We start from the raw sequence: 22441 nt of genomic DNA, 5'->3' as shown, positions 1-22441 counted from the left end.
GTCTAATTTCGGATAACAATCATCCGTATTCAAACTTGAAGGTGTTTTTATTTGTCTCATCTTATGGGGTCAGTCCCTATGATGCAGAGTTTTTTTATTCTGTAAAAGGCTGCGGACGGGTTTTTCTATAGCCGTACCGATAAAGCAGTTCTTCCACAATCCGTTTTGAAGCCGATCCGTCACCATAAGGGTTTGACGCCTTTGACATCCGTTCATATTCAGCCTGATCGGTTAAGAGCTGTTTTGTCAGCTGATACACCGTTTCTTCATCTGTACCCGCCAGCTTTAATGTCCCGGCTTTCACTCCTTCGGGGCGCTCGGTTGTGTCCCGAAGCACCAAGACCGGCTTTCCGAGAGAAGGCGCTTCCTCCTGAACCCCGCCTGAGTCGGTCAAAATGAAGTTTGCTTTCGCAGCGAAGTTATGGAAATCCACGACCTCCAGAGGTTCTATTAAGTGCACCCTGTCCGAATCAGCAAAATGGGCTTCTGCGGCCTCACGAACTGCGGGATTCAAATGAACGGGATAAACGACTTGTACGTCCTCAAACTCTTCAACGACTCTTCTGACGGCCTTAAACATCTGTTCCATCGGCCTGCCTAAATTTTCACGTCTGTGCGCTGTTAAAAGAATCATCCTGCTTCCTTCCAGCTTGTCAAAAATCGGATGAAAATAATCTTCCCGCACTGTCGTTTGAAGCGCGTCTATCGCTGTATTTCCCGTGACAAATATAGAATCCGGCTTTTTATTTTCAGAAAGCAGATTCTGCTCGGCCTGGCTTGTCGGCGCAAAATTCACATCAGCCATCACGCCCGTCATCTGCCGATTGATTTCCTCGGGGAAAGGAGAGTATTTATTATGCGTACGCAGACCGGCTTCCACATGGCCTACGGCGATTTGATGATAAAAGGCGGCAAGGCTTCCGGCGAACGTTGTCGTCGTATCTCCGTGGACCAAAACGATATCTGGTTTTACTTCTTGGAACAGCTTGTCCAGTTTCAGCAAAGCATGAGATGTAATTTCTGAAAGCGTTTGACGCTCTTTCATAATATTCAAATCAAAATCAGGCGTAATGCTGAATGCTTCAAGCACTTGATCCAGCATCTGTCTGTGCTGTGCGGTTACAGTCACCAGCGAATCAATTTCCTGATATTTTTCAAGCTCTAATACGAGCGGAGCCATTTTAATTGCTTCAGGTCTTGTACCGAATACGGTCATTACTTTTAGTTTTTTCAACGGTTTGTCTGCACCTCGTTTTATATGTCGGATATCCCTTCATGTTAACATATTTATGCCGTTTCTTAGATATTGTAAAGCTTAATGGCAAACAAAGCAAAAACCGTTACAAGACTCTTTGAAAGCGGATTAAAAGGTGTGAATTTTAATCAATTGTGGTAAAGTGGAAAAAGACTAGGTTATAGTTCTGAAAAAAAGATTTTGCAGAAACAAGGATGGTGTTATTCAGTGAAGAAAGTACGCAAAGCCATTATTCCGGCAGCAGGTTTAGGCACTCGTTTTTTGCCGGCCACAAAAGCAATGCCTAAAGAAATGCTTCCAATCGTTGATAAGCCGACAATTCAGTATATTATCGAAGAAGCTGTCGAATCCGGCATCGAAGATATTATTATCGTAACCGGAAAAGGAAAAAGAGCAATAGAAGACCATTTCGACAATGCCCCTGAACTGGAACGCAATTTAGAAGAAAAAGGGAAAATCGAACTGCTTCAAAAAGTGAAAAAATCGTCAAATATTGCGGATATCCACTATATTCGCCAAAAAGAGCCAAAAGGACTCGGTCATGCCGTTTGGTGCGCACGCAACTTCATCGGCGATGAACCTTTCGCCGTTCTTCTCGGCGATGATATTGTCCAGGCTGAAAAACCGGGACTTCGTCAGCTGATGGATGAATACGAAAAAACATTGTCTTCAATCATCGGTGTTCAGCAAGTTCCTGAAAACGACACACACCGCTACGGAATTATCGATCCGTTAACAAATGAAGGCCGCCGTTACCAGGTCAAAAATTTTGTAGAGAAGCCTGAACCGGGCACAGCTCCTTCCAACTTGGCTATTTTAGGAAGATACGTTTTCACTCCTGAAATTTTCATGTACCTGGAACAGCAGGAAGTCGGTGCAGGAGGAGAAATTCAATTAACGGACGCCATCCAAAAGCTCAATGACATTCAGCGTGTCTTCGCTTATGATTTCGAAGGAAAACGTTACGATGTCGGTGAAAAACTCGGATTTATCGAGACGACGCTTGAATTTGCCTTACAGGATCAGGATATCCGCCATAAATTAATTCCGTTCATGAAGGATCTTCTTGAAAAAGAAGAAGCTGACGAATAGAAAAAGCTGCCGAATCCGGCAGCTTTTTTTATGTGATCTTTACTTTTTAGACGTTACGGTCAGTGTTTTATCAGCATTGTTCACAGAAAAAGTATATTCCTGGTTTTTAAGCATGAGCAAATTCTGATTGATTTTGCTGCCGCCTTTTTCACTTAAAGCTGAGATGTCTGCGGGACGCGATAAATGAAAAACCACTTCGGAGACTGTATCCTTGTCAATCACTACATCCGTTTTTGCATCGGATGTTTTTAATACGTTCCGTCCGTCAGCCGTTTGTCCGGCAGCTGGATTTTTCAATTTACTCTGTACATCGTCCCGGCTTTTATTGAGATATGAGAGAAACTCTTCTGCTGTTTGGCTTGATAAACTGCCGCTGAAATCATTAAGCTGAACATCCGTCTTTTTTAAAGCGTTCACTTTATACAGATCAGTCTTTTTCATAAAGTACTCTTTATCGTTTAATTTCACTTTGGCCGCCTGGTTATTTTCGGCTTCTACCTGCACCTTCGTGCCGAAATTTACACTTGCGGAGGCTTTTCCTTTTATATCTTTTTCAGTATAAAGGTCCGCCTTTTCAGCTTTTACCAAAGCAGGTTTATTCACAGACTCATAAAGGCCGGCATCGCTCTGTTTGACGTGACCGAAAGATGTAATCGCACGCAGTGGCTTGTCTGAAAACATCGAAGCACCCGCGCCGACAGCCAGCAATGCAAGCAGCGTAATCTGTATCGTATTGGCAATGAATTTAGGCTTCGCTTTCTTTTGCTGCGCCTGACTGATTTTCTGTTCCTCGGCTGCCCGCGTTCTGCCTTCAATCTGCTCGTTTTGATATTTCTTCTTTTCTTTCTTTGAAAGCTTGTTGAACCAATCCACAAAAGCTTTATATTCTTTCACAACGGCTTTCGTTTCGTCGAACATGCGCATTTCGCCGTAATGCATCCAAGCCACCCGATCACACATTTTCTCAATCTGTCCGATGGAATGACTGACGAAAAAGATCGTTTTGCCGCGTTCTTTAAATTCCGTAATGCGGTCCACACATTTCTGATAGAAAGTCTGGTCCCCTACTGAGAGCGCCTCATCAATAATAAGGATGTCAGGGTCCATATGCGCCGATATGGCAAAACCGAGACGGGATTTCATACCGCTTGAATAGCTTTTAACAGGCTGATCTATAAAGTCGCCGATATCCGCGAATTCAACGATTTTTTCATAAAGCTCGTCTATCTGCCGATTGTTGAGACCCATCATCAAGCATTTTAAACGAATGTTGTCTTTACCGCTTAATTGATTGTTTAATCCGGCAGAAATCGCGATTAAAGACGGCTGCCCGTTCATGTCAATCTCCCCGCTTGTCGGCGGAATGATCTTTGCAAGCAGATTGGACATCGTTGATTTTCCCGAACCGTTGATTCCTACGAATCCGATCGTTTCCCCTTCATAGACGTCAAAAGAAACATTTCGGACAGCGAAAAAACCTTTTTGATTTCTGTTTGGGAAAAACAGTCCTTTAATTTTGTCAGACTGTTTTTTATATAGAAAATACTGTTTTGAAACATTTCTGAACGAAACTTTTAGTTTCATCGTATAATCTCCTTACTATATTAAAGAAAGTCAACAAACTTATCTCTGAATTTCATATGAAGAAGTGAACCGACTGTTAATAACAGCAGTGTGACGAACCAGAAATACAGCGTGTATTTCACATCGTGGAAAAACCACTGCCCTTCCATAAAGCTGTCTCTAAAGCCCTCGATAATATAGAAAAGAGGGTTTAACTTCAAGATGGTCAAAACTTCAGGTCTGTTTCCGAATTTCTCCGCAATGTCCCAGAAAATCGGCAGAAGAAAAAAGAGCAGCCTTGTGACGGCCTGAAGCAAAAACTGATAGTCCCTGATTAAAACGCTGATGGTTGAATTAAACAGGCCGAAAGCAAACATAAAACTGATCATGCAAAACAAGTAATAAATATATTGCAGCCAGTGAAGCGTCGGAAACAGTCCGTTGCTCAGCAGCACAATAATATAAATCGCCATCATCACAAAGTAACTGAATAAATTCGATGCTATCACTACAGAAGGCAGTGAACTGATCGGAAAGTTCATTTTCGACACTAAATTTATCCGTTTAAAAACGCTGTTAGATGCATCCAGTATCGTCGGACTGATAAAGAACCAAGGAATTAAGCCGGCCAGCATCCAGACGATGAACGGTACGCTGTCTCCATTTCCAAGCACCATATCATGTCCGCCGCGAATCCCGAGACCAAATACGAACCAGTAAGCCAGCATTTGAATCATAGGGTTGAGAAACTGCCACAATATACCCAAATAGTTCACTTGATACTTTGATTTCGTTTCGTACACTGCAAGCCGCATAATCAGCGGAAATGAGTTGAATTGCTCTTTCAGAATTTTTACCAATGCATTCATTCTAATCTTCCTTAGTCGTAAGTTTTAGGTAATAGCTTTGACTTACAAAAGCACCGCTCATAATTGTAACAGATTACGATGTATTTTTCACTTCATAACAAGCCTGAGTCCCATGAGCGCAACATGCCGTCACTTAAGCAAAAAAGCATAATTAACGTGGTTAAATTATGCTTTTTTGCACTTATTTACTTGTCCCCGAAAATCACTTTTACTGCTTTTTCAGACGATTCCCCGGTTTCTAAATAACAGAACTTCTCGTAAAAAGGCCCGAATGAATCCGGAAGCCTATAATCATCTGATTCCGTTTCATTGACCCATTTGATAACGTCACCTGTTTCTTTGACAAGCGGACCGGGCGCTTCTTTTTCAAAGTCAAAGTAAAACCCTCTGAGTTTATCCCGGTACGTTTCGATATCAGGCACATAAAACAGCATCGGTCTTTTCAGATTTGCATAGTCAAAAAAGACAGAGGAATAGTCCGTTATGAGTAAATCAGAGACCATATACAGCTCACGGATATCTTCGTAGCTGGAGAAATCATACGCAAATCCTTCATACGGTCCGAGATCAAAGTTTTCCGCCACGAGATAATGCATTCGTAAAATAATGACATAACGATCGCCGATCGCTTCTCTCAATTGATGAAGGTCTAAATCAAGGTCAAACTTGTATTTTCCCTTCTTATAAAATTGGTCATCCCGCCATGTCGGTGCGTAGATAATCACTTTTTTATCTTGCGGAAGATTCATTTTTTCTTTCAGCGCTTTAATGACAGAAGGGCTGTTATCCGTTTGAAGGAAGTCATTCCGCGGATATCCCGATTCAATCATGGTTTTATTAAACTGAAACGCCCGGGCGAATATTTCGGTTGAATATGCGTTCGGTGAAATCAGATAATCCCACTTTGAAGCCTCTGTCGTAAAGTTGCGCTTGTATTTTTCAGTGTTTGTTCCCGGCATATGCACTTCATCCATATCTACGGCAAGGCGCTTTAAAGGCGTGCCATGCCATGTCTGGACATATGTCGTATGCTCAGGTTTCGGAATCCACAGCGGCATACGGCTGTTGACAACCCAGTACTCGGCTCTTGCCATGGCAAACAGCCATTTGAACGTAAAGCGTTCGATATAAGGAATTCCTTTATCTTCAAATGTCTGTGAGTAAGCGGGGTTTACACTCCAGCAGAGACGGTATTCCGGCATCTCTTTGCTCATGTATTCATAAATCGCCCGCGGATTGCAGCTGTACTGTTTTCCGGCAAAGCTTTCAAACATGACAAATTTCTGTTTGACAGGCAGTTTCCCCGCAACCCTGAATCCCGCTTTATAAGTGTTTTGTATTCTTTTCTCAATGAACTTTTTCAGTTTATTCTTTCTCTTGCGTACAAAGGAAGCGCCCCGTTTCAGCTTTCCTTTCACAAAATACTCCACGCGGGTGCTGAAGCTGTAATCGTTCATTCTCAGGTGGAGATTTTTCGTTTTCTTTTTCGTGAAAACGTGAAATCTGGCAGGCCCTTTCTCCGTTTTCAGGATCGTGAATTGGTTAGGGTTTACTTGTTCAGATTTCAGAACCTTTAACGGTTTGCTGTTGGTGATAATCTCTTCACCCGTCCCGGCATCTTCAAAAATGAATTGAATATGGAATTGAAAGGTTAGCTGCTGATTCAATTCTTTATAAACAGCATTCAAATCAATTTTTGTATCAAAGCCTATCGTGTCAAGCATCGTTGTGTCCTGAACATATTCATCAAGGTCGTGTCTCGGCACGTCGTGAAGCGGATACTTCAGAATGAGAGGCTCCTCTTCTTTTCCTTTTTTCATTTTAAGAATCAGGTTTTTTTCTTTTATCTTTAAGGTTTCTGCCGCATTCAGCCGGAATGCAAAACCTTTCAGATGTAAGCTGCCGTCAGATTCGAGCTCCATTTCATCAATCCGCGTGACAAACTTTTTCTGCAGCAGCTTTAAGGAGAAATTCCCTTTCTTCGTCGTGTAAGGGAAAAAGAACATATGATGAGCCTCATCTTTATAAGAAGACAGTTCAATAGGTTCAAGGCTGGATTTTAACCGTTTTTTACTGATATCACTGTCATCATTGATAAAGGAGACATAGAAATCCAGACATCCTTTGCCGTCCGTATGGTCAGAAAGCAGATCCGCGCTCATGACAGCATGGTACTCCCCGCCTTCTCCGGCCAACCGTTTCAGAGGGACGGAAAGTTCCGCTTTTGTCTTACGATTTATAATCTGAAGAGAAGGCTCTTCCCCTGCAGTGACATTTTCACAGGATATCGTAATGCTGAATGTCTCTTCCTTTATGTTAAGATGTTTTAACTTGTATCTGACAGGATTTTCTATACCCATAAAATAAGTCTACTCCTCTGTTTCAATTAAACATATCCAATCACAATCATCATTTTGTTACTTTCAGCGAAAGGTTCTCCTTCACCGTCCGGTAGAATTGATATTGCAGTCCGTTCGCTTCTGCCGTCACCTTTTCACCGTCGTCTCTGTTTAACATGACACGTTCATAATCGTTATAAATGACATACATAATATAACCGCCAAGTCCGACTTTTTCAATGTCACGTAACGGGATTTCAAGGACGTACCGCCCGTCTCCCAGTGACTGAACCGGAAACTGGTGGAATACTTTCATATTATCTCTGTGCTGAAACTGAATATATTGGGCATTATTTCTGTCCTGTCCGAACAAGCGGAACGTAACGGTGAATTTATGATCGGCGAACACCGCGCTTTCCGTTTCTCCGTGCATGCGAAGTTCGACCAGTTTATTTTCTTCATCCGTCAGCGGGCTTTCTAAATAAGCCAGTCCGCCTTGCGTCACGATGTTTTTATCGGGCTCTTTTTTGGACCAGCGGAACAGCTTTTCGACCTCATCATACCGTTTTTGAGTCAGCAGACGGTAGGCTGTTTTATGAATCGGATGAAAAAATGTCTCGGAAATATCGTATTTCGTCTTCTTTAACACATTCAGAATTTCATTGAATTTATTGTAATAGGCTTCTTTGTTTTCGCTTTTCAGGAAGTGCATCCGATCGAAAAGACGCGTAATGGAATCGAATTCGATCAGGCGGTTCATTGCCATCTTCTCTTTTTCAGTATCTAATTTTTTGTTCAGAATATACTTCATTACGGCTATGTTCGTGTCGGTTTTTTCCATTATATTAGTCTGCTTTGTCAGCGACTCATTATTGTCCATTCTGTTCAGATAATAGACCGGCTCGGTTGACGTTGAAATATCTCCGCACGCCAAAAGAACATCCATAAAAAATTGCTTATCTTCAGCAAATTTCATTTCCGGATATCTGATATCATTATCTTTTAGAAATTGTAAGTTCATCATTCTTGCCCGCGGGCCGAGATGATAGAAAATATGCCGGATTGAAAAAGGCGATACCTTCGCTCTGTTCAGAGAAGACTCATGTTTCCCGATCGTTTTTTGACCGTTCACCTGCATTTCGATCGTTTTTCCGACCGCATAATTTACCTGATCTCTTTCAAGCATGTCGAATAAGATTTTAACTCCGTTCGGCGCAAACCAATCATCCGCATCCAAAAATGTAATGTACTTTGCATTTGCCAGCTCAATCCCCAAGTTTCTCGGATAAGCCGGGGTTCCCGTGTTGTCTTTCAAAAAGACGACTGTAATATTTTCATACAACTCGGCGTACTCAGTCAGGATGTTTCTGGAATCATCAGTAGAGCAATCATCGACAAGAATTAAAGAAATATGCTGAAAGCCGATGTTTTGAAGGATCACTGAATCAACTGTTTTCCTTACATATTCTTCTGCATTATAAACAGGAACGACTACCGCTACCTTCTTCTCTTCCGCCAATGCTTCTTTGTTTAAAATGGTATATTCGCGTTCTTCTACGGACGGCTTGGACTCTTTTTTATTCAACTTAAAAAAGTTACTAAGATTCATCTTTAAATTCTCCTCTTATTGTCTAGCTTTTTTTCAAAAGCGCATAACAAATATAGCGAAAATAACCTTATATTACAAGAAGTACTCCCTATCCGGAGGGAGTACTTCTTTATCATCTGTATATCCGAATGTTTCAATTACACCCCGGCAATTTCTTTTTTAATCTGTGTGGTGGAAATGCCTTCGGTTCTAGGGAGGTAGATGACTTCGCATTGATCTTTAAGGAAATCGAATTTGCCTTCCCAATCGTCTCCCATTACGAACACGTCGATGTTGTGATCCGCTACGTCACGTACTTTTTGATCCCAGCTGTTTTCCGGAATGACTTCGTCGACATAACGGATCGTTTCCAGAATCAGCTTTCTGTGTTCATAGCTGTGGTAGGCCTTTTTTTGTTTTTGCAGGTTGAACTCGTCTGTTGAGATGGCAACAACAAGGTAATCTCCAAGCTGCTTTGCGCGCTCAAGCAGTTTAATATGACCCCAATGCAGTAAATCAAACGTTCCGTAAGTAATGACCTTCTTCATGAAACAAAAGCTCCTTTCTATCATCATACGTATAACAAGCAACTGCTCTGAAATGCTGCGCAGCTGTATCCTTAATCACTAAAGTGCCAATTTCGTACTCATGGAACCTCATTATATCACATAGCCCTGAAAAGGTTAAGCCAATGTAAAACGAAGTTACATTCCACTTATTAACAAATGTTATTACAATAGGAGTTTAGCAGGGTTTTTGCGCGTATGATTAAAGAAATTGTTATCTTATTTATATTTTTGTAAAACTATTGTTAAGTTTATCTGAAGGTATTATGTTAAAATAAAGCTTAGCCTAAGTCACGAAAAAGTGAAAGAAAATCCCGTACAAAAAGGAGGACGGCAGATGCAGACTGAAATGGTGCACAACCTTTCTTACGTTAATGGAAATTTACAGGAGTTTATTTCATATTTAGACACTTATTATATCGCACAAAAGCAAGGAGCCGTCATTGCGACGGTCAATCCTGAGATCGGATACGCTGCGGCGAAAGACAAAGGTTATCATCAAGTCATTTCTTCCGCGGATTTCGTCCTGCCGGATGGTATCGGCGTCGTGTTAATGTCACGTTTGACGCAGCACCCGCTGAAATCAAGAATTGCGGGATTCGATGTGTTTCTTGCGCTGCTCGGCCTCGCAAACCGGCAGTCTAAAAAAATATTTTTATACGGAGCTAAGCAAGACGTGCTTGACGCCGTTTTGAACCGGATCAGCAAAGAGTATCCGAATATTGAGGTTGTCGGAGCCAGCAACGGTTATGAAGCGGATAAACGCTTCGTCGCCAAACAGATTTCCCGGGCGAAACCCGATCTCGTGTTTGTCGCCTTAGGATATCCCCATCAGGAACAATTTATTTATGAATACAAACATCTTTTCCCTCAGGCTGTATCGATCGGTTTGGGCGGAAGCTTTGATGTGTTCAGCGGAACGGTGAAACGCGCCCCTGAATGGATGATCAAAACGAATCTGGAATGGCTGTACAGACTGGTGACGAATCCGTGGAGATGGAAAAGGATGCTGAACATTCCGAAGTATGCTTTTACCGTTTTGAGAAATAATAAATCAAATAAAAGCCTGTATTCCAAGCAGGCAGAAGATCAAACGAAACAGCTTTAAACAAATAAAACAGCAAAAGAGAATGGTAATCTATGAACTTGCGATCTTTATTCGCCGCTTTTTATTCTATATATCTGTCTGTTCTCGGCGTTTTGTTCAAGCCTGTAAAGCCCAAGAACCATCTGACCCTGCTGGTATCTTTTGAAGAGAATGCGCAGGCTCTCATCCGTTCTTACAAAGCGCACGCTGAATCGCTTTCTTATGAAATGACGGTTTTGTATACGAGACATGCCGTCAGTCTGAAAAAAGAGCTGGAAGGTATCGGCTCTTTTTATCTGAACGAAAAACATCCGCTGCATCTTTTAAAGGCTGTTTTGATCCTTTTTAAGAGCAAAGCGGTGATAACGGATAACTATTTCCTCATGACAAGCGTCTTAAACCGCCGGCCGCAAACGACATGCATTCAGGTGTGGCATGCGAACGGCTCTTTGAAAAAGTTCGGCCTTGAGGATGTGACGAATCAAAACCGTCCGGCATCAGATATCAGCCGGTTTAAAAAAGTGTACCGCTCGTTTGACTTTGTCACCGTCGGTTCAGACGCGATGGCTGACGTTTTTAAAAAGTCGTTCGGCATACGGGACGGCCAGCTGTTAAAAACGGGTGTCCCCCTGACTGACGTCTATTATGAAGAACACAAGCCCGAACTGAAGCACAAATGGCCGAAAAAAATCATCCTGTACGCACCGACATTCAGGGATTATGATATGCAATCCTTTCGGCTGCCATTCACCGAAGAACAGCTCACAAACGCGTTAAACGGAGAGTATATGCTGCTTGTAAAGCTTCACCCTGCCGTTTTGCATCAGATTTCGGCTTCGTTTGAAAGCGAACTGATCAAGAACGTGTCTGACATGCGTCTTCATGATCTCTTGAAAGCGGCTGATATTTTAATTACGGATTACTCTTCCGTGCCTTTTGAATTCGCGCTCTTAAATAAACCGATTTTCTTTTTCACATATGATCTGGAGGAATATGATCGAAAACGCGGTTTAATCGACAATTATACTTCCGTCATTCCAGGAAAGGCTTGTCATGACAGCGAAGCCCTTCTGGAGGAAATGACGAAAAAGCCATTTCGTGCAGAAGAAATGAAGCGGTTCTCAGACAAATGGAATATGTATTCAGATGGGAATTCGAGTGAAGCGTTATTGAAATTTGCGGAAACAAAAATGAAGAATTGTGCTGAAGCACCTGCCTGAATCCGACGGCGGGTGTTTTTTGCATGAAGAAAGGGCTGAAGCATACACTTCAGCCCTTTTTTTATACTTTCATATACACGGGAACATCATAGTAAAGCGTATAGTCATCCAGCAGTGAGTATAAGCTGTACATGCGGTTTACCTGCTTATACGCCCAGCCGATGTCTGTCGCATATTGATGGGCCGCGGCTGGAGACCATCTCATTTTATACAGCGTATCCTGCTCGTATGAAGGATTGTGAATATAAGACGCACCGATAAATTGGGCTCCGCCGATAATCGCGGCTTCCGGTGTAAACCAGCCTTGATTATACGCGTATTGTGCGCCGTAGTAATTCGGGTTGCTGTCATAAGCCCCGATGCCGTACATGTTGTAAACCTTTTTACCATTATACATAATGCCGTTCGCAAGCTCTGACGTGCCATTGCCCGTTTCAAGCAAAGCATGCGAAATCAAATACACTTCATTGATGCTGTATTTGCCGGCGGCTGTAATAAAGGCCTGGCCTTTCCCTGTCAGTATTCCTTTATTGACCAGTACTTTTTGATTCAGTTCCGATGCGTTCAGTCCGGCTGTCTGAGAGAGCTTCAGAAATTGAAAGTAATACTTGCTGTCTTGTGCGAAGTGAGCCGGATTGACATACTGCCCGACTTCGTCACTGCTGGCGTTTCTCCAGCCCATGCTGAGTTTGGCCCAGCCGTTTGTCTGGCCTGTGATGCTGACTTTATCGCCTTTTTTCAACTGCCCGATAATATTGCCGGAGCTGACTTCCGGGGTTGACCGGACGTTCAGGACGTCGGCTGTGACCGTTCCGGAGGCCGTATTGATGTACGTAAGCGATGCATAAGCCGCGGCATCAGTCTGCGGGCTGACTGTCATTTGTTTTTTGACCATATCTGCCAGCGAGATGTTGTAATTGGTATTCATGATTTGCGGTCCGTTTTTTATTTTCAAAATAGCCATCGTCCATCCGTACAGCTTTTTCAGCTTTTGGGAGGCGGCGTCCGCTGACTGCGCTCCCGTGAATTGATCGCGAATGCGGAGTTCATAAACCGGATGGCTTTCACTCGTATAGCCGGCCTGTAATTGTTTGGCGCTGAAAAAGCTCATACTTTTATTTAAAACGGTTTTACTGCTGAATGTTTCGGTTTTGATGACGTACTGTGCAGAGCCGGTTTTCCCCGTCTCCTTCACAGTGCCGGCCGCTTTGTTTTGCTTGAAAAAAGCAGTCACGCGGTCAATGTCTTCCTTTTTAAGCAGCGGTGCCGTTTCAATTCTGAATTGTGTATACGCTGCTTCACCTGTTTTCTGTGCGGAGGCGGATACTTTTTTCCCTTTGAAAAAGTCCAGCGAACGATTGATCTTTGCCGTATCAAGCAGTGATTCGGTTGTGACTTCGTACGTTGTGTCCGTCTGCTTGGATATTGTTTTTGAAATGGCGGTCAGTTTATATCCCGCCAGCAGATTCAATCCTTTTTTTATCCTCGACTGGTCTGCCGTCTGCTGAGAAAGCAGCTGATATTCGTTTTCTGCTGTTTTTCCCGCCGCTGTTCTTGCCGTCTTTACATGCTGCTGGCGGAAAAACGCCTCCGCTTGATCTGCCTGTGCAGCGGTAAGCTGCCCTGCCGTGATCCGATAAACGGACACTGATGCTGTCTTTTTGACAGGCGATGCGTCGCAATGCCATTTTTTCTTTTTAAAGAAAGCTTGAACACTTTGCAGCTGCTTAGCCGTCAGTCCGCTCATCGCGACCGTGTAATTATTTTTCTTGCCGGCTTTTTGATAGTTTCCGCTGACACCCGTATTCTTCTTGATTTGGGTGATAGCATTTTGTACGGCGCTTACTCCGTTAAAATATCCTGACTGCACGTTGTACACGGTTGCTGTTTTGCTATGGGCATACTTTTGAACATTCCCTTTGACGCCCGTTTTCTGCTGCAGCTGTTTCGCTAAACCTGCCGCATCATTTGCATTTGAAATGTCAGAGGCTGTCACGGTGATATTCGGACTGGCCTTTGCCGTGACTTTCAGCGACGCCTGCAATCCTGTTTCCTTTTGAAAATCAGTTTGGATTTGAGCGGCTTTTTGATCGCCGGAGATTGTTCCTGATTGGATCTGAAACCGGGCTGTTTCCCGTTTGATCTGACGGTATGACGCTTTCACGCCCGTCTGCTTCGTCAACGCTTGCGAGAGCGCTTTTGCGTCCGCTTCGGCCGCCATCTCAGCAGTCACGACCTGCATGTACGGCTGTTTTGTCCCCGCCGGCTTGACGGCGCCGGTCACGCCCGTTTTTTTCGTCAGTTCGGCAAGAAGATTTTTCGTCTGCCGCTCGTCTGATAGAACGCCTGATGTGACGGTCACGTACGGCAGTTTGCTTCCGCTTGCGCTGTAAGTGCCGGCCACGCCCGTCTGCTTCGTAAAATCTTTCAGCACGGTTTTCGCATCCGTTTCATCGTGTAATCCTGAAGCTGAGATTTGATAAGTGAGCGGCGTATTTCCGGCTTTCTTTGCGTCAGCCTGCCACCCCGTATCCTTTTTCAATTTCGCTGCCGCTTGAAGCGCCTCGTTCTCAGAAGCAAATTGCTGCTTCGTTTCCAGCTCGTAAACGGAGTAGTCGCTGTATGCGGCCTCTGCGGGCTGTGTAAGGGTGCAAAAGACAAGGAAAACGGCGGACAATAACATAGGTGCAACGAATCTCTTTTTCATTCCTTCTCCTCTTTCTGATTCAATTGGTTTCTATCAAACTAGTTTATTTATCGGCCGGCCTTCTTCATTTTTACAGAGAGAAATCACCCAATTTTCCAAATAAAAAAAACTTAATCCCAGAGCTGGGATTAAGTTTGGTTTTATATATGAGAAACGATGATCGTGCAATCTCCGTTTATCGTAAAGTCAGGCATCTGATCCGGCAGTATGAAATGCGCGCCTTTTTCAAGCTTGGCGGACTTGCCTTCACAGAGGATGGAGCCGCTTCCTTCTGTGACGCTGCACAGCATAAACGGAGCGTCCTGGGTCATTTCCGCCGTCCCGCTGATATCCCATTTGTATACAGAAAAATATTCTCCCTGCACAAAGGTTTTGATGGTGACGCCTTTTCTCGTTTCAGTTGATTCATCTAAAAATCCGTCCACATGAGGAACGGTGGCGGCGTTGACGGCATCGCGGATATGCAGCTCACGCGCCTGGCCGTTTTGATCTGTACGCCCGTAATCATATATCCGGTAGGCGGCCTCTGAATTCTGCTGTGTTTCAAGCACGAGCGCCCCCGCGCAAATGGCATGGATGGTTCCGCTCGGCACATAATAAAAATCGCCGGGTTTGATTTTCACACGGCGCAGCAGGCCTTCCCAGTCACCGCTGTTAATCATGGTGACAAGTTCCGCTTTCGAACGGGCCGTGTGACCGTATATGATTTCCGCATTTTCTTTACAGTCGATAATGTACCAGCACTCAGACTTCCCCGTTTCACCCTGTCCATGCTCCTCGGCGTCATAATCGTCAGGATGGACTTTAACAGACTGATGATGTTTGACGTCCAGTATTTTCGTCAGCAGCGGAAACCGGTCCCCTTCCGTTCCGCCGAATAATTCTCTATGCTGATCCCACAGTTCCATCAAGGTTTTCCCTTGATACGGACCGCTTTTGACCGTGCTCATTCCGTGCGGATGGGCTGATATCGCCCAGCATTCGCCGGTTGTTTCTGAAGGTATGTCATATCCGAATCGTTCGCGTAATAGCGTGCCGCCCCATAGTTTTTCTTTACATACAGGCTGTAAAAAAATCGGCTCTTGCGTCATGTTCGTTCCCCTCCCCTTAAAAAGCGGCTCATATCCCATTCCCCCTGTGTCTTTTTTAAAACACGGAGGGAGCCGCGGTTAAAAACAATATGTATAAAATGGCTGACCTGCTCATTATACCATTCGGATGGGGCGGAATGCTCAGTCATTTCCTATTCCAGAATAAAATGCCTTGTTTGTCGCAAATTAAAATAACTGATGGAAAGGGGGGAACATTGTGACGATACATGCGGAGCTCGGCAAAAACCTTGAAGTGCTGAAAAAACGGTTCGGCCAAAGCGATGACATGATGTTTTATTCGTTTACGTACGGAAACGGCAAATGTGACGCCTGTCTTATCTATATAGACGGACTGACCGACAATCAATTGCTTGCGGAATATATTATTTCGCCCGTGCAGGCGGCCGCCCGGCATCAAGAGGAACCGGCTGAAACACCGCCGTCATCCATCTCTTTCGGCTATCGTCATACCCGGCTTTCTTCACTTAAGGACGCGGAGGCAGACATTTTCTCCGGCAAATCGGTTTTGCTGGCGGAGGGGTGGGAGGAAGCTCTTTCGTTTGAGACGGAAACATTTAAAATGCGTGATATTGAAGAACCGTCTTCTGAAGTGCTTGAACGGGGGCCGAGGATAGGTTTTGTCGAAAAGCTTCGGACGAACACGGCGCTTTTGCGCGAGCAATCCGGTGATCCCAACCTCCAGATCAAAGAGATCACACTCGGCGAACGGACAAAAAAGCGGATCGCCGTTGCCTACATTCGGGATATCGCGCCTGATGATGTCGTAAAAGAAGTGATGAAAAGACTGGAGTCCATCACCATTGACGACATTCCGGAATCAGGAGCGATCGAGCAGCTTATTGAAGATAACACGTACTCCATTTTCCCGACCGTCTTGACGACCGAACGGCCCGACCGGGTTATGGGCGCTCTTTTGGAAGGAAGGGTTTCCATTCTTGTAGACGGAACGCCTTTTACCCTTTTGGTGCCGGCTACCGTTGATGAATTTATCCACTCCCCTGACGATTATAATCAGCGGTGGGTTCCGGTTACCTTTCTCAGGCTGCTTCGGTATACATGCATTTTAATCACGATTTATTTACCCGGCCTTTACATATCGCTCGTTACGTTTCACACGGGGCTCTTACCGACGAGAATGGCGGTTACGATTGCCGGAAGCAGATTGAATGTCCCGTTCCCTCCTTTTGTTGAAGCGTTCATCATGATTTTTACGATCGAGATGATCAGAGAAGCCGGACTCAGGCTGCCGAAGCCGATCGGACAGACGATCGGCCTGATCGGAGGCGTGGTGATCGGGCAGGCCGCCGTTCAGGCGAACATCGTCAGCGCGATGATGGTCATTGTCGTATCCGTTACGGCATTGGCTTCTTTTACGGCGCCCTCCTATGCGTTCAATTTTCCGCTGAGGCTCATCCGTATTTTTTCAATGATTCTGTCGGCGATTTTAGGTTTATACGGACTGATCATGTGCTATCTGCTTGTCATCGGCCATCTGATGCGCCTGAAAAGCTTCGGTCAGGACTATCTTATTCCGATCATGGCGCAGCCTGGCCAAGACTTAAAAGATACGATCGTCAGACTGCCGACGCCTCTTTTGAAAAAACGGCCGACCAGAAAAGAGACGAAAGATAAAATCAAGCAAAGGTGATCCCCATGAAAAAACCGGAAGACAAGCTGTCGTTTATGCAGACACTTCTCATGGTAAGCGGAACAATGATCGGAGCGGGCGTGTTAACACTGCCGCGCTCCGCCGCAACAGCGGACAGTCCGAGCGGATGGATCATTATTCTTGTGCAGAGTGTCGTGTTTATCGGCATCGTCCTGCTCTTTATGCCGTTTTTGCAGAAAAACAGCGGGGAAACCATTTATGAGCTGAATCAAAGCATCATGGGCCGCGCTATCGGTTCTCTTTTGAATTTATTCATCAGCTGTTATTTTGTCGTCACCGTCTGTTTTCAAGCCCGTTTTCTCGGTGAAGTCATCAATTACTTTTTACTGAAAAATACGCCGATGGGTGTCGTCATATTCATCTTTCTGGCGGTCGGCATTTACCATGTGACCGGCGGGGTCTATCCCATTTCAAAGCTTTATGCCTATCTGTTTCCGATTGCGATCGTCATTCTGATTACGCTGCTCATATTCAGTTTGAGACTTTTTAAGCTGGATTTCGTCCGCCCGGTCATGGAAGGAGGCTACAAAAGCTTTTTTGAGCTGTTTCCGCGGACCCTTCTGTATTTTTCGGGACTTGAGGTGATTCTTTATCTGGTGCCGTTTATGAAAAACCCGAAGCAGGCGAAAAAGGCGGCTGTCTTCGGCATCGCAGGCGCGAGCATTTTTTACAGCTTTACGCTGCTTGTCGTCATCGGCTGTATGTCGGTCGCTGAAGCCAAAACGGTGACGTATCCGACCATTTCCCTGATTCATGCCTTGGAAATCCGGGGCATTTTCATAGAGCGGTTTGATATCTTTCTTTTAATTACGTGGACATGCCAGCAGTTCACCTGTATGCTCGGTTCTTTTAAAGGGGCGCATCTCGGATTAAACACCATTTTCAAACTGAAAAATAAAAACAATGCCTGGCTGCTGGGAGGCTTATTGGCAGTGACATTCGGCCTTTCAATGTACCCCGATGATATCAACAGTGTGTTTGCATTCGCGAATATTCTCGGGTATACGTTTTTTGCCGTCATTATGATTCCTTTTCTCATCTGGTTTGTCAGCTGGATGAAAAAAATAGCCGGGAGGAAACAGACGTCATGACACTTTTCATAAAATGGACGGCGGCGCTTTTCATACTGATGACGCTTTCAGGATGCTGGGACGCGAAGGAAGTCGAAAAGCTATCTTTCGCCCGGGGACTGGCGATAGACGAGACGAGTGACCGCCGATATAAATTAACCTATCAAAACCTGCTGCCCCAAAGTGAAAACAGCCAGGCTTCCGGCCGGCCCGTGTTTGTCAATGTGACGACGCGGGGGGATACCATTCTTGAAGCCGTCAGTGAAGTCTCTTTAAAAGATCCGCCTGTTTACAGCGATCATTTAAAAGTGCTGATATTCAGCGACAAATTGCTGGCCGACCAAAATATACTGCAGATGATGAATCATTTTATCCGCGATGATGAATTAAGGCGGAGCAGCTATCTCTTCGCGGCAAGAGGAAAAGCGTCCGATATTCTGACGGAGCCGACGCCGAATCAGCAGCAGCCCATGGCCGCGGAAAAGCTGATCGACCTTACGAACAACGGCGGCTACAACGGGAAGATTTTAAAACCGCTCCGAATCGGGAGAGCTTCGATTTACTGCCATAATAAACTCAGTTTTCTCATTCAGGCCGTCAGCAATCAAAAAGGAAAAACGGTGTATGACGGAGCGGCCATTATCAAAAACGCAAAACAAAACAGATTGGCGGGCTTTCTGTCATCATACGAAATACAGAGCCTGAATTGGCTGATGGGGACGATACGGGGCGGCGTGCTGCCCGCTTTGGATAAAGGGGGGCACCCGATTACCTTCGAGATCAAAAAATCAACATCCGCCATCACTCCCAGGCTGAAAAACGGGAAGCTGTCATTTCATGTAGCGGTAAAAACAAAAGGACTTTTGTCAGAGGACCAATATGCCGGAGAAGATTCATTCGATCAGCACTATTTAAACGGGCTGGAAAAGATTTTCGAAAAAAAACTGAAAAGCGATGTGAAAGAAGTCATCGATAAGCTGCAGAATCAATATGAAACGGACCCTGTATTCTTTTCTGACAGAGTCCGCATTCAATATCCCGACTATTGGAAGAAAGTAAAGCATCATTGGGATGAGACCTTCTCCGAAGCGGCCTTTGACTATGATGTTTCCATTCAGATTACCAACTTCGGAACGATGGGACGGTAGCCTTCAGCCTGTTTTTTCGACACGGAGGAGAATCTGATAAATCCGGCTTTGTTCGGGCAGCTGTATCACCGGAAATTGCATCGATTGCGCCATTCGTGTGATTTCCTGTAAAAACAGCTGCACCCGCTCATCCACGTGAACATACGTATAGGACTGCTTTTTCACAGCAAATGTCTCTTCCGGAAAGAGCGTGCGCACCGTCTGCGGCGTAAAAAACCGTAAGTGGGTGCGGTCGAGAATGCCGGCGTCTCTGTATGTCCAGTCACCGAGCAGAAGCGGAAACAGCGCTTCGGCGTGGGAAATATTCGGAATGCTGCAAACGATTGATCCGGCAGGCGACAAATAGGATGAGTACGTTTCAATGACGCGCCACGGGTCTTTTAAGTGCTCAAGGATGTCGGCGAAAATGATGCAATCAAAAAAACCCTCCGGATAAGGCAGCTTCACTTCTTCGACATCTTCCTGCAGAACCGCTTCATAGTGTCCTTTTGCCGCTTGCGCCGCCAGCGGGTGCAGTTCTATTCCGTACAGTTCGCAAGGCTGTCTGTTTTGAAGTTCCAGCCCCGTAGCCCCCGCGCCGCAGCCGACATCAAGTATCCGTTTCGCCTCCCGGGGAACGAGCTCCGCAATTTCCGGTCTCGGATGAGTAAAGTACGTAAAATCAGTGCCCCATTTTTCCGTAAAACGCTGGCGGTTCTCCGAATATAACTGATTGATATTGATATCCTGATTAGCCGTAAACGTCGCGTGCCCGTGGTGATGCACAAAGGCATCGAGGGCGATGTGCAGGCTGTAGCCTTTTTGCAGGGCGCGCAGACATAGGTCATCATCTTCAAAAGAACCGTATCCGAATTGTTCATCGAACGGGCCGATGTCTTCAATGACGCTTCTTTTCACCAGAAGACAGAAACCGACAAGGCGCAGCACCCGCTTTGTATGATGCTTTTCCCGTGCGCAATATGCCTCCGCGAATGGCTCCAGCTCATCAAGCGATTGATACGCGTCGTGGATCATTTGCGCGCCGCTGACATAGTTGCTGACGGGCCCGACCATACCGGTTTTTTCAGATTGATACAGCACCCTCAGCATGGAGGTGAGCCAATTTTTCGTGACCATCGTATCGTTGTTCAGAAACAGCAGATTTTCTCCCCCTGCCGCTTCGATTCCCTGGTTGCACCCCTTGGCGAACCCGAGGTTTTTTTCATTTAGGATGACTTTGACGTCAGGCAGATTTGATATGTATTCTCTCGTTCCGTCTGAGGAACCGTTGTCAACTATAATCAGTTCAATCTTATCTTTGTCGGTGTATCGTTCAATGCTGGCCAGACATTTTTTCGTCAGCTCAAGTTCATTATATGTAAGGATAATAATACTCGTTTTCACCGGCATCCCCGCCTTTATCGTGACTTTATACAACGTATGACATATCCCCGTCATTTATGTGACCGGGCGCCCGCACGGCATCCGTTTTTAGGGGCCGGTGAATAACCGCCCCCTAAAACTGAATATTACGGATGAACTGTCCGCCGATTTGATTCTGATCCCGAGCCTCCGTTACGGCTTTTCAGATCCTGCTCAATTTCTTCAAGGCTTTTCCCCTTCGTCTCGGTCACTTTAAACCGGACGAACAGGAATGCCAGTATCCCGATCGCGGCATAAATGAGAAATAAATAGCTGATGCCGACTGCTTCCATTAACATCGGATAGGTTAATGAGACAATCAATGTTCCGGCATGCAGCATTAAAGTGGAGACACCCGTCCCGATACCCCGGACATGCAGCGGGAATAATTCAGGAAGCATGACCCACACAGCAGGCCCCCAGCTGACCGCAAATACAATGATAAACAGGCCTAAACAAATCACCGTTGTCCATGATGCGGCTGCTGAATGTTCAAAGAAAAGATTGACCGCGGCCAATACGAGCAGACTGATGACCATGCCCGCATTTCCGGCCAGCAGCAGCGGCTTCCGGCCAATTTTATCAATGACTTTAATAGCCGCAAGCGTCATGATGACATTGACGGCGCCGATTCCGACCGTTCCCAATATAGACGCGGAATTGCCGAACCCCACACTGGTAAATGTTTTAGGGGCGTAATAAATAATTGTATTTGTCCCGATGAATTGCTGCAAAAAGGCAAGTCCGAGGCCGGCAATCAGCGCGGGTCTCACCCACGGCTCAAACAATTCTTTCAAGCCGCCTTCGTTTTCCTTTTCCGCTTCTTTCATCTGATCAATCTCATCATCAATATTCTTCGTTCCCCGCAATGATGAAAGGATTTCTCTTGCTTTCTTTTCTTTGCCGATCGTAAACAGCCAGCGCGGGCTTTCCGGCATAAATAAGATTCCGATCAGCAGAATGACTGACGGCACAACCGCAAGTCCAAGCATCCAGCGCCAAGCGCCTGCATCGGCAAATATATAGTTCACGATATAAGAAACGAGGATTCCGACCGTAATCATCAGCTGATTCAGCGAAGAAAGCGCCCCTCGTTTATGCTTCGGAGCCAGCTCCGATAAATAGAGCGGAACGATCGTTGTAGATGTTCCGACAGCCAGTCCGAGAATGATCCGGAAAAGAACCATCACCTCTGTATTCGGGGCAAAAGCGACTCCTAAACCGCCTATACAAAACAGCAGCGCCGCTCCCATGATGGCCTTCCGCCTGCCGAACCGGTCGGTCAGTTTGCCGGCGAATCCCGATCCGAGAATCGCCCCCGCCAATAACGAACTGACGACGAGGCCTTCTGTAAAGGCGTTCAGTCCCAGTTCTTTTTTCATAAATAAAATAGCTCCGGAAATGACTCCGGTATCATATCCGTATAACGCGCCGCCGAGTGCGCCGAAAAAATAGAGCCATTTATTCGAGTGTATGCTTTTCATGTTATAGACTCCCTTCATCCAACGCTGTATCCGCGCGGAATTGTTCTACTGCTTCTTTTGCCTGTTTCCGTCCGTTTCAAACCTTCCGCACCGTTAATATCCATTATTTTACTAATTATTTTTTACAAAGCGACGAAACATTTCCCGCTTCCTGCCGTCCAATATAATGTGAACCTGATGCAAAAATAACAGTAGATGTTGTCGAAATAGAGAGAAAGATTTGGAATTTTCTCATTTGCAGAGTTGCTCCAAGTCAACAATTATGGTACGC

Annotated in this window: 16 protein-coding genes; 6 read left to right on the top strand and 10 right to left on the bottom strand. The window is 45.2% G+C overall.

Annotated elements, in window-relative coordinates:
- Window positions 1-94 precede the first annotated feature (94 nt).
- The gene (wecB, locus tag AC3WTF_RS16520; protein WP_032867494.1) at window positions 95-1234 is read right to left on the bottom strand and encodes a non-hydrolyzing UDP-N-acetylglucosamine 2-epimerase; all 1140 of its coding nucleotides are present in this window, start codon (window positions 1232-1234) and stop codon (window positions 95-97) included.
- A 228-nt stretch (window positions 1235-1462) separates the two neighbouring features.
- Here wecB and galU point away from each other — a divergent pair, with 228 nt between their 5' ends.
- Window positions 1463-2347, top strand: coding sequence for a UTP--glucose-1-phosphate uridylyltransferase GalU (gene galU / locus AC3WTF_RS16515; RefSeq protein WP_020956427.1), 885 nt, complete (start codon window positions 1463-1465; stop codon window positions 2345-2347).
- Window positions 2348-2386: 39 nt separating this feature from the next.
- Here the strand turns inward: galU and tagH are convergent, their stop codons facing one another.
- The 5 genes from tagH to tagD all read right to left on the bottom strand — a co-directional run bounded on the left by tagH (window position 2387) and on the right by tagD (window position 9254).
- Window positions 2387-3931 carry a teichoic acids export ABC transporter ATP-binding subunit TagH gene (gene tagH, locus AC3WTF_RS16510; RefSeq protein ID WP_032867492.1) on the bottom strand — a complete coding sequence of 515 codons (1545 nt, stop codon included), beginning with the start codon at window positions 3929-3931 and terminating at the stop codon, window positions 2387-2389.
- A gap of 20 nt (window positions 3932-3951) precedes the next feature.
- The gene (locus AC3WTF_RS16505) at window positions 3952-4779 is read right to left on the bottom strand and encodes an ABC transporter permease (protein ID WP_003151365.1); all 828 of its coding nucleotides are present in this window, start codon (window positions 4777-4779) and stop codon (window positions 3952-3954) included.
- 185 nt (window positions 4780-4964) lie between these two features.
- Window positions 4965-7139 carry a CDP-glycerol glycerophosphotransferase family protein gene (locus AC3WTF_RS16500; RefSeq protein WP_327948327.1) on the bottom strand — a complete coding sequence of 725 codons (2175 nt, stop codon included), beginning with the start codon at window positions 7137-7139 and terminating at the stop codon, window positions 4965-4967.
- A gap of 49 nt (window positions 7140-7188) precedes the next feature.
- Window positions 7189-8727, bottom strand: a complete 1539-nt coding sequence (locus tag AC3WTF_RS16495; RefSeq protein ID WP_007407500.1) for a glycosyltransferase family 2 protein — start codon at window positions 8725-8727, stop codon at window positions 7189-7191.
- Window positions 8728-8864: 137 nt separating this feature from the next.
- A complete protein-coding gene (tagD, locus tag AC3WTF_RS16490; RefSeq protein ID WP_003151361.1) occupies window positions 8865-9254 on the bottom strand; it encodes a glycerol-3-phosphate cytidylyltransferase in 390 nt (129 codons plus the stop codon).
- Between the two features lie 355 nt (window positions 9255-9609).
- On the opposite strand from tagD, the gene AC3WTF_RS16485 reads away from it, so the two are divergent.
- Together AC3WTF_RS16485 and AC3WTF_RS16480 are read left to right on the top strand one after the other, a co-directional pair.
- Window positions 9610-10380, top strand: a complete 771-nt coding sequence (locus AC3WTF_RS16485; RefSeq protein ID WP_007407501.1) for a WecB/TagA/CpsF family glycosyltransferase — start codon at window positions 9610-9612, stop codon at window positions 10378-10380.
- 32 nt (window positions 10381-10412) lie between these two features.
- Complete coding sequence (locus tag AC3WTF_RS16480) at window positions 10413-11579, top strand: CDP-glycerol--glycerophosphate glycerophosphotransferase (RefSeq protein WP_007407502.1); 1167 nt, start codon at window positions 10413-10415, stop codon at window positions 11577-11579.
- Window positions 11580-11640: 61 nt separating this feature from the next.
- Here AC3WTF_RS16480 and AC3WTF_RS16475 read toward each other — a convergent pair whose 3' ends face one another.
- Window positions 11641-14286: an N-acetylglucosaminidase gene (locus AC3WTF_RS16475; protein ID WP_007407503.1), complete on the bottom strand. Its 2646-nt coding sequence runs from the start codon at window positions 14284-14286 to the stop codon at window positions 11641-11643.
- Between the two features lie 140 nt (window positions 14287-14426).
- Window positions 14427-15377 carry a mannose-6-phosphate isomerase, class I gene (gene manA / locus AC3WTF_RS16470; protein WP_007407504.1) on the bottom strand — a complete coding sequence of 317 codons (951 nt, stop codon included), beginning with the start codon at window positions 15375-15377 and terminating at the stop codon, window positions 14427-14429.
- Between the two features lie 217 nt (window positions 15378-15594).
- Between manA and gerBA the strand changes: the two genes are divergently transcribed.
- From gerBA to AC3WTF_RS16455, 3 genes are read left to right on the top strand one after another with little or no spacing between them, the layout of a single operon-like run.
- Window positions 15595-17046, top strand: coding sequence for a spore germination protein GerBA (gerBA, locus tag AC3WTF_RS16465; RefSeq protein WP_007407505.1), 1452 nt, complete (start codon window positions 15595-15597; stop codon window positions 17044-17046).
- Window positions 17047-17051: 5 nt separating this feature from the next.
- Window positions 17052-18158 (top strand): GerAB/ArcD/ProY family transporter, encoded by a 1107-nt coding sequence (locus AC3WTF_RS16460; RefSeq protein ID WP_020954341.1) that lies wholly within the window; start codon window positions 17052-17054, stop codon window positions 18156-18158.
- On the top strand, window positions 18155-19285 hold the full coding sequence (locus AC3WTF_RS16455) for a Ger(x)C family spore germination protein (protein WP_007407507.1): 1131 nt from the start codon (window positions 18155-18157) through the stop codon (window positions 19283-19285). Before AC3WTF_RS16460 ends, AC3WTF_RS16455 begins: the two co-directional genes overlap by 4 nt.
- Window positions 19286-19288: 3 nt before the next feature.
- Here AC3WTF_RS16455 and AC3WTF_RS16450 read toward each other — a convergent pair whose 3' ends face one another.
- Together AC3WTF_RS16450 and AC3WTF_RS16445 are read right to left on the bottom strand one after the other, a co-directional pair.
- Window positions 19289-20701 carry a bifunctional glycosyltransferase family 2 protein/class I SAM-dependent methyltransferase gene (locus tag AC3WTF_RS16450; RefSeq protein ID WP_007407508.1) on the bottom strand — a complete coding sequence of 471 codons (1413 nt, stop codon included), beginning with the start codon at window positions 20699-20701 and terminating at the stop codon, window positions 19289-19291.
- 92 nt (window positions 20702-20793) lie between these two features.
- The gene (locus AC3WTF_RS16445) at window positions 20794-22170 is read right to left on the bottom strand and encodes a sugar porter family MFS transporter (protein ID WP_032867483.1); all 1377 of its coding nucleotides are present in this window, start codon (window positions 22168-22170) and stop codon (window positions 20794-20796) included.
- Between the last annotated feature and the right edge of the window lie 271 nt (window positions 22171-22441).

It is taken from the genome of Bacillus sp. EB106-06-01-XG163 (assembly GCF_058791615.1).
This window is presented reverse-complemented; position numbering and strand designations above follow the sequence as displayed.

What these genes read in the sequence shown, in the direction of transcription:
- AC3WTF_RS16480 (WP_007407502.1), top strand. Translation starts at nt 10,413, where the DNA reads ATGAACTTGCGATCTTTATTCGCCGCTTTTTATTCTATATATCTGTCT.
- AC3WTF_RS16445 (WP_032867483.1), bottom strand. Translation starts at nt 22,170, where the DNA reads ATGAAAAGCATACACTCGAATAAATGGCTCTATTTTTTCGGCGCACTC.
- tagH (WP_032867492.1), bottom strand. Translation starts at nt 3,931, where the DNA reads ATGAAACTAAAAGTTTCGTTCAGAAATGTTTCAAAACAGTATTTTCTA.
- AC3WTF_RS16460 (WP_020954341.1), top strand. Translation starts at nt 17,052, where the DNA reads ATGAAAAAACCGGAAGACAAGCTGTCGTTTATGCAGACACTTCTCATG.
- tagD (WP_003151361.1), bottom strand. Translation starts at nt 9,254, where the DNA reads ATGAAGAAGGTCATTACTTACGGAACGTTTGATTTACTGCATTGGGGT.
- AC3WTF_RS16505 (WP_003151365.1), bottom strand. Translation starts at nt 4,779, where the DNA reads ATGAATGCATTGGTAAAAATTCTGAAAGAGCAATTCAACTCATTTCCG.
- AC3WTF_RS16485 (WP_007407501.1), top strand. Translation starts at nt 9,610, where the DNA reads ATGCAGACTGAAATGGTGCACAACCTTTCTTACGTTAATGGAAATTTA.
- AC3WTF_RS16495 (WP_007407500.1), bottom strand. Translation starts at nt 8,727, where the DNA reads ATGAATCTTAGTAACTTTTTTAAGTTGAATAAAAAAGAGTCCAAGCCG.
- AC3WTF_RS16475 (WP_007407503.1), bottom strand. Translation starts at nt 14,286, where the DNA reads ATGAAAAAGAGATTCGTTGCACCTATGTTATTGTCCGCCGTTTTCCTT.
- AC3WTF_RS16455 (WP_007407507.1), top strand. Translation starts at nt 18,155, where the DNA reads ATGACACTTTTCATAAAATGGACGGCGGCGCTTTTCATACTGATGACG.
- AC3WTF_RS16500 (WP_327948327.1), bottom strand. Translation starts at nt 7,139, where the DNA reads ATGGGTATAGAAAATCCTGTCAGATACAAGTTAAAACATCTTAACATA.
- manA (WP_007407504.1), bottom strand. Translation starts at nt 15,377, where the DNA reads ATGACGCAAGAGCCGATTTTTTTACAGCCTGTATGTAAAGAAAAACTA.